The organism is Streptomyces sp. UH6, from assembly GCF_013421635.1.
Lineage (GTDB): Bacteria > Actinomycetota > Actinomycetes > Streptomycetales > Streptomycetaceae > Streptomyces > Streptomyces abyssomicinicus.
Genome location: NZ_JACADT010000738.1, coordinates 1 through 2,856, shown reverse-complemented (window position 1 = coordinate 2,856; position 2,856 = coordinate 1). Strand labels below are relative to the sequence as shown.

Below are 2,856 nucleotides of genomic sequence, written 5' to 3'. Positions count from 1 at the left end.
CTCGGGGTCCGCGGGCAGCGCCGCGGCGGAGACGAACACCAGGTCCGCGCCGAGGGCGTAGGGCAGGTGGTGCGCGGCCTCGCCGTCCCAGTCGTGCAGGTCGGTCGAGACGGTCACGCCCGCCTTCCGCAGGACGGGCAGGGCGCGTTCGCAGGGCTGGGTGATGGAGACGTGCGCGTGCCGGCACCTCGCCGCGAGGGCGGCGACCGTCTCCTCGGGGTAGTGGCCGCCGCCCCGGGCCCCGTCGTAGAGGGAGGAGCGGCGTCCGTCCGGGCCGACCAGGTTCACGGCCCGCCGGGTGCCCTTCGGGGCCGGCGGGGCGGTCAGCGGGATGCCCCTCTCCCGGTGGAAGGCGCGCACCAGGTCGCCCTCCGGGTCGTCCCCGACCACGTCGAGGTGGTGGACCCTCAGCCCGAGTTCGCTCAGGCCGAGCGCCACGAAGTCGCCGGTGTGACCGGCCCGGGCCTCGATTCCCTCCACCAGCCGGCTGTCGGCGTCCTCGAGGGGCAGTTCGGGCACGTACACGATGGTGTCCACACCCGCGCCGCCGAGGACCAGTACGTCGAAGTCGTCGTCCGTTCGCTGCATCCGCCCATCCTGGCGTGACCTGCCGTGTCGTTGGGCAGGAACCCCCTACCGGCCGGGGAACCGAACGGGAAGGAAGCGCGCGGGAAGCGGAGGAGACGGACATGGGTGTCGTGGCGTGGGTGGTGCTGGGGCTGGTCGCCGGGGCGATCGCCAAGGTGCTGATGCCGGGCCGGGATCCGGGCGGCCTGATCGGCACCACCCTCATCGGGGTGGTCGGGGCGTTCCTGGGCGGCTGGCTGTCCGCCCGTTTCTTCGACCGCCCGGTCGACCGGGACTTCTACGACCCCGCGACCTGGGTGTCGGCGGTCGGCGGCGCCCTGGTGCTACTGGTCGCCTACCGCGTCCTCTTCGGCCACTCCCGCGAGCGCGGCTGACCGCCGCCGGACGGACGGCCCACCGGGCCGCGTCCGCGTGGCCGCGGCGAACCCGCGCTGCGGCCCACCGGGCCGCGGCTCACCGGTCCGGCCGGTAGGTGGCCAGCGACCAGATGACGAACACGTAGAAGGCGATCAGCAGGACCGACCAGACGGGGGCGTAGGGCAGGAAGACGAACTGGTCGATCAGGCTGATCACGGCCAGCATCAGGCCGACGATCCGCGCCCAGTCCTGCCCGCTCAGCAGCCCCAGCCCGGTGACCAGCAGCAGCACGCCGACCACCAGGTGGAAGACGCCCCAGCCGGTGAGGCTGAACTCGAAGACGTAGGAGCCGATCCGGCGGTACACGTCGTCACCGGCGAGCGCGGCGATGCCCTGGAGCGCCGTCACCACGCCGGAGACGCCCAGCAGCATCCCCGCGAAGGTGATGCCGCCCTCGGCCAGCAGCTGTTTGCTCCCGGTGCCCGTACGCCCGCTCATCCGCGGTCCTTCCGCCGTGCCGTCTGGTCCTTCCGAGGGTGCGCCGGCGGCGCCGGGGCGGCATGTCGTGCGCGGCGGACGGGCTAACACCGTGCGGGGCCGGGTGCTTTCGCCCGCACCCACCCCGCACCGCCGAACTTTGGTTAGGCTAACCTAAGCTCGTCGCACAGGGCCTCAGCCCTGTTCCCACGCCTTCTTCTTGGGCTTTTCACACCCTTCGCCCCATCAGGAGCATCCGCAGCCATGCCTCCCTTCAGAGCCGACCGCTCCCCCCGTCCCCACGGCCGTCTGGGCAGGTTCGCCGCCGCCACCGCCGGCGCCGCGCTCACCATCGGCGCGCTGACCTCCCCGGCGATCGGCGCGGTACAGGGCGAGGCCGGTCCCGCCGCGCGGGCGGCCACCGACGTCGCTCCCTCGGTCTCGCTGGGGTCCCCGTCGGCCGCCGCGGGCGCGCAGCTCTCCTTCTCGGTGAAGGACTTCCCGGCCGGTGAGACCCTCACGGTCAAGCTGGACAAGGTCACGCAGCTCGGCCGGTTCACCGTCGGCACGGACGGCTCGGTCTCCGGCTCGGTCACCGTGCCCGCGGACGCGGTCACGGGCACGCACACCCTGTACTTCCTCGCCCCGGGCACCTCCGTCCCGGTCGAGTTCGGCGTCCGCGTCCCGGCGGCCGAGCTGTCGGTCTCCTCGGTCCGTGCCGGGGAGAGCGTGCCCTTCCGCGTGAGCGGATTCCCGGCCAGCGCGAAGCTGAGCGTCAAGCTCGACGACGCGGACCTGCTGGCCCAGTTCACCACGGGCGCCGACGGCTCCTTCTCCGGCAGCGTCACCATCCCCGACGGCACCGCCGCGGGCGACCACTGGCTGCGCTTCCTGGCGACCGGCACCAGCGTGAAGAGTTCCCCCCTCGAGGTCACCGCGCCCGCGCCCGCCACCCCGAAGGCCGTGATCACCGCGGGTTCCTCGGTGGCGGCGGGCGGCAAGGTGTCGTTCGCGCTCTCCGGCTTCACCCCGGGGCAGAAGATCACCGTCAAGCTCGACGACGACAAGATACTCAAGCAGTGGGACGACGCGATCGCGGCGGACGGCACCTTCTCCGGCACCGTCACCGTCCCCGCGGGCACCGCCAAGGGCGCCCACTGGCTGCGCGTCCTGGCCCCCGACCCCTCCACCAGCCTGCGCGCCGACTTCACGGTGACCTCCACCGGCGGCGGCTCCGGCTCGGGCGGGTCCACCGGCGGATCGGGAGATGCGACCGGCGGCTCCGGAGGCGGCAACGGCGGGTCGACGGGCGGCTCCACCGGCGGGTCGGGCGGCGGGTCCACGGGGGGTTCCGGTTCCACCGGCGGAGGCACCAGCAGCGGCGCGTCCGCGTCCATCACCGCCGGTTCCGCCGTCAAGGCGGGCGGCACGGTC

General features: G+C 73.7%; 4 protein-coding genes. 2 read left to right on the top strand and 2 right to left on the bottom strand.

Annotated elements, in window-relative coordinates:
* Window positions 1–588 (bottom strand): carbohydrate kinase family protein (locus HW445_RS25095; protein ID WP_374939695.1); only part of this gene is annotated, 588 nt, incomplete at its 3' end.
* Between the two features lie 101 nt (window positions 589–689).
* Between HW445_RS25095 and HW445_RS25090 the strand changes: the two genes are divergently transcribed.
* Window positions 690–962: a GlsB/YeaQ/YmgE family stress response membrane protein gene (locus tag HW445_RS25090; RefSeq protein WP_180223200.1), complete on the top strand. Its 273-nt coding sequence runs from the start codon at window positions 690–692 to the stop codon at window positions 960–962.
* Between the two features lie 79 nt (window positions 963–1,041).
* On the opposite strand, the gene HW445_RS25085 is transcribed toward HW445_RS25090, so the two are convergent.
* Window positions 1,042–1,443, bottom strand: coding sequence for a hypothetical protein (locus tag HW445_RS25085; RefSeq protein ID WP_180223199.1), 402 nt, complete (start codon window positions 1,441–1,443; stop codon window positions 1,042–1,044).
* A gap of 243 nt (window positions 1,444–1,686) precedes the next feature.
* Here HW445_RS25085 and HW445_RS25080 point away from each other — a divergent pair.
* Window positions 1,687–2,856: hypothetical protein (locus HW445_RS25080; RefSeq protein ID WP_374939694.1), on the top strand; the 1,170-nt coding region annotated here is incomplete at its 3' end.

Coding starts and splice junctions, on each gene's coding strand:
- HW445_RS25085 (WP_180223199.1), bottom strand. CDS start 1,443: ATGAGCGGGCGTACGGGCACCGGGAGCAAACAGCTGCTGGCCGAGGGC.
- HW445_RS25090 (WP_180223200.1), top strand. CDS start 690: ATGGGTGTCGTGGCGTGGGTGGTGCTGGGGCTGGTCGCCGGGGCGATC.